Source organism: Rhodoferax sp., assembly GCF_039922535.1.
GTDB lineage: Bacteria > Pseudomonadota > Gammaproteobacteria > Burkholderiales > Burkholderiaceae_C > Rhodoferax_B.
In genome coordinates, this window is the sequence record NZ_JBDTEM010000491.1 from 1 (window position 1) to 4,404 (window position 4,404).

The 4,404-nt window shown below is 61.5% G+C and carries 3 protein-coding genes; 1 reads left to right on the forward strand and 2 read right to left on the reverse strand.

Annotated features, from left to right (window positions below):
* A partial coding sequence (locus tag ABI213_RS22935) for a PAS domain-containing protein (protein WP_348028830.1) occupies positions 1-1,406 on the reverse strand: 1,406 nt, incomplete at its 3' end.
* Positions 1,407-1,645: 239 nt separating this feature from the next.
* Between ABI213_RS22935 and ABI213_RS22940 the strand changes: the two genes are divergently transcribed.
* Positions 1,646-3,286: an HD domain-containing phosphohydrolase gene (locus tag ABI213_RS22940; RefSeq protein WP_348028831.1), complete on the forward strand. Its 1,641-nt coding sequence runs from the start codon at positions 1,646-1,648 to the stop codon at positions 3,284-3,286.
* A gap of 35 nt (positions 3,287-3,321) precedes the next feature.
* On the opposite strand, the gene argA is transcribed toward ABI213_RS22940, so the two are convergent.
* The coding region (gene argA, locus ABI213_RS22945; RefSeq protein WP_348028833.1) for an amino-acid N-acetyltransferase at positions 3,322-4,404 on the reverse strand (1,083 nt) is incomplete at its 5' end.

The window sequence follows — 4,404 nt, forward strand, 5'->3', positions numbered from 1 at the left end:
ATGCTGAGCTGTGCGAGTTGTGCATTGGCCTGCTGCAGCTCAGACTGGAACTGCATGCGCTCGGTGATGTCCAGGTGCGTACCCAGCATGCGCGTGGCCCGGCCAGCAGTGTCGCGCTCGGTCACCATGGCGTGGCTCAGCACCCAGAGCCAATGGCCCTGTTTGTGCTGCATGCGGTGTTCCAGCTTGTAGCCCGCGGCCAGGCCTTTGGCATGGGCTAAAAAGGTCGCCTGCACGGCCGGCGCGTCTTCGGGATGGATCAGGCTGTGCCAGAAGGCCGACTTCAACGGTGCGCCTTCAGGGGTGTAGCCCAGCATCTGCCATTGGCGTTCGTTGATGGTCAGCGTGTCGTTCGCAATATCCCAGTCCCACAGGCCCAGGTCGGCCCCTTTGAGGCCGAACTCGAAACGGCGCATGGTTTCTTCCAGCGCCTGCTGCGCGGTGGCGTGGGCTTGTTTGAGCGCCCGGCGGCGGTTGTGCACATAGCCCAGGGCGATGCAGGCTCCAGCACACAGCAGGCCAAAAACGCCGGCCGAGGCCAGCGCATCGGTGCGCCAGGGGGCATCAATCGCCGCCAGGTTGCGGCTGACCGTCACGGTCAGCGGTTTGTTCATGCGCAATTCGACGGGGCGGATATTGCGCATGGCGACCATGCGCTCGTCTTTGTACCGCTGCGACAGGCCGATCAAATCGCTGCTGGCCAGGCCGGACTCCACGTGCTGCCGAAACAAGGAGCCCGTGACGTTCAGGTCTTGCTCGCGCGGGGACTTGTCGGGCGGGATAACCAAAAATTCCTTGCCGTCGCCATGGGCGAGGCTGACGGCCATGTCGGGGGCGTAAATTACCGAACGCATCACGATGTCGAAATAGTCGGGGTCGAGGGACGTAAGAATGACCCCTGAAAACTGGCCACGGTCGTTCGAAAATGCTTTGCTTAAGGCCACCACGTAGGTATTCAGAACCGATAAAAAGGGTGGTGACACATACAGTGAGGCGTAATCCGGCTGTGCCTGGGGCACGGCAAAGTAGCTACGGGCATGAAAGTCTTTGCCCAGCAGCTCTTTGCGGTTTGCCCCCACCGATAGGCCGTCTTGGTTGAGTACGACCATGCCTCGTACGCCTGGCATGGCATCGGTCAGTACCTGCAGGCGACGCTGCAGATTGGCTGCATTGGTATCGCCATCACCGTAAAACAGGTCGTAGCGAACACCGGTCAGCGCGTTGTTGGCACCTAGTAGCTGCCGTTCCAGGTTTTCTTCGACCACCCGGGCCTGGTTTTGCAACTGGTTGCGTTCGCGCTCGCGGTTGGCGCTGTGCGCCCGGCCCAGCCAATACGCCACGGCACCGCCCAGCAGGGCCAGTAGCAGCAGCAACACCAGCCATTCCCGGACATGGCGACGGTCCATGCGGGCAGGGGCAGTGGGGGGAAGGGAGGCGGACTTCACTGCGCGCGGTATACGGTCGGGCTGGAGGTGAGTAGAGGGGAGATTTGTAATTGTAACGAGGCCGGTTTGCCCGATACACCCGCCGCGGTGGGCAGGCTTGTGTGCACTTGCTGTGGACTTTATTTTCAGGATTTGGTGTTAATCTTCTCGGCTAACAAGAACTTACAAACATTAACATTCGGGACGATGCAAATATGGCGATGGACCTCGTCGATGACCTGCTCAGCCGACTCGATCAGCTCAATACCATTGGGGCCGCGCTGTCCAAGGAGCGCAATACCAATAGCCTGCTGGAAGGCATTCTGATTGCCGCCAAAAACATCACCCAGGCCGATGGCGGTACCCTTTACCGCATGACCGAAGACGGCAGCGCGCTGCGCTTTGAGATCATGCGGACCAATTCGCTGAACCTATTTCTGGGTGGCACCACCGGCAACCCCATCGATTTTGCGCCGCTGCAGCTCATCAACGCCGAGGGCGGCTTCAACGACACCATGGTGGCCACCTTTGCCGCCATCCACGACCGCACTGTCAACATTGCCGATGCGTATGTAGAAGCCGGTTTCGATTTTTCTGGCACCAAGGCATTCGATGCCCGCACCGGCTACCGCTCGCAGTCGTTTTTGGCGGTGCCCATGAAAAACTTCGACGGCGAAGTGATTGGCGTGCTGCAGCTCATCAACGCACTGGAGCCCGGTTTGGGCCGGGTGGTGACTTTTTCCGAAGCCGACCAGCGCCTGGTCGAGTCGTTGGCCTCGCAAGCCGCGATTGCCTTGAGCAACCGGCAACTGGTGAACCAGTTGGAGACCCTGTTCGAGTCGTTTGTGCAACTGATCAATACGGCGATCGACGACAAATCGCCCTATGCCCGCGACCGCTTCAACCGCGTGCCCGCGCTGACCATGATGCTGGCTTCTGCCGTGGATACCACCACCGACGGGCCGTACGCCAGCTTCCAGATGAACGAACGCGACCGTTACGAGCTCCGAATCGCGGGCATGCTGCACGACTACGGCAAGATCGCGACACCGGTGCACGTGACCGACAAGGCCACCAAACTGCAAACCCTGTTTGACCGCATCGAGCTCATCAGCACCCGGTTTGAGGTGCTTAAACGCGATGCCGAAATTGCCACGTTACGCCAGCAACTCGCCCTGCGTGCCTGTACCGACCCTGCCGCCGAGGCCGTTGCCGAGCAGCGCGGCCAAGAGACCCACACCCGCATCGATGCCGACCGGGCATTTTTGCGTGAAGTGAACCAGGCCCAAACGGTGATGACCGATGCCCAGCTCAGCAAAATCCGCGACATCGGCACGCGCCGCTACTGGCGCAATCCCGACGGCATGCAAGTACCGTTCTTAAGCAGTGACGAGCTGGAAAACCTGTCGATCCCGGATGGCACGCTGACCGAGCAAGAGCGCGAGATCGTCAACCAGCACATGGTCGCCACCCAGGCCATGCTGGAGCAAGTGCCTTGGCCCAAGCACCTGAAAAACGTACCCGAATACGCCAGTACGGGCCGTGGGCCCTTGGACGGCACCGGTTTGCCCAAAGGCCTGAACCTGCACCAAATGTCGCTGCAGGCACGCATGCTGGCGCTGGCCGACGTGTTTGAAGCCCTGACCAGCGCCGACCGCCCGTACCGACCGCGCATGAAGCTGTCCAAGGCGCTGGAGATCATGGTGCGGTTCAGTAAAAGCGGCCACATCGACCCCGATCTCTTCGACGTGTTCATGCGCAAGGGCGTGTACCGCCACTTTGCCGAGAAATACCTGCGCCCCGAGCAGATTGACCTGCCGTCATTTGAAGACACCGCACCGGCAGGCTTGCACAGCCATTGAGGTTTCGGCAGAGCGCACGTCCTACTGAAACTGGGCTACAACTTTTTCACCAGCACCTGGCTTTTCCGGTCCCAGTTGTATTTGCGCTTGCGGGCCTCGGGCAGCCACTCGGGGTCCACCTGCTCGAAGCCGCGCTTAATGAACCAGTGCATGGTGCGTGTCGTCAGCACAAAAATGCTGTGCAGCCCGGCGGCGCGGGCGCGCTGCTCAATGCGTTTGAGCACCTTTTCGCCGTCGCCCTGGCCCTGTACTTGGGGCGACACGGTCAGCGCCGCCATTTCGCCGGTGTGGGCCTCGGGGTAGGGGTAGAGCGCTGCGCAGGCAAAGATCACGCCGTCGTGCTCCACCACGGTGTACAGATCGGCATCGCGCTCGATCTCGGTGCGGCTGCGCTTGACCAGGGTGCCGTCTTTTTCAAACGGCTCGATCAGTTGCAAGATGCCGCCCACGTCGTCCACCAGCGCCTCGCGTAGGCTCTCCAGCTTTTCATCCACCACCATGGTACCGATGCCGTCGTGCACGTAGACCTCTAGCAGGATCGCGCCGTCTACCGCAAACGGGATGATGTGGCTGCGTTCCACGCCGGATTTGCAGGCCTTCACGCGGTGCTGCAGGTAGAAGGCGGGGTCGGTGGGCAGATTGGCGGCGGGCAGGTCGGCCAGCAGCTTTTCGGCCACGGCCAGCGGCAGCTCGGTGTCGATGGGGTTGTCGTCGCTCTCGGGCTCGCCGGGGCGCATGCGGATGCCGGGCACCTCGGTCAAAAAGATCAGCTTGTCGGCCTGCAGCGCGCTGGCCACCGAGGTCGCCACTTCTTCCATCGTCAAATTAAAGGCCTCCCCGGTGGGCGAAAAGCCAAACGGCGACATCAGCAGCATGGCCCCCATGTCGAGCACGCGGGTGATGCCGCCGGTGTCCACCTTGCGCACCAGGCCCGAATGCTGGAAGTCGATGCCATCCACAATGCCCACGGGCCGGGCGGTGATGAAGTTGCCTGAAATCACCCGGATAGTGGCCCCGGCCATCGGCGTATTGGGCAGGCCCTGGCTGAACGCTGCTTCGATCTCGTAACGTAGTTGGCCAGCGGCCTCCTGGGCGCAGTCAAGGGCTACTTCGTCGGG

What these genes read in the sequence shown, in the direction of transcription:
- ABI213_RS22940 (WP_348028831.1), top strand. Translation starts at nt 1,646, where the DNA reads ATGGACCTCGTCGATGACCTGCTCAGCCGACTCGATCAGCTCAATACC.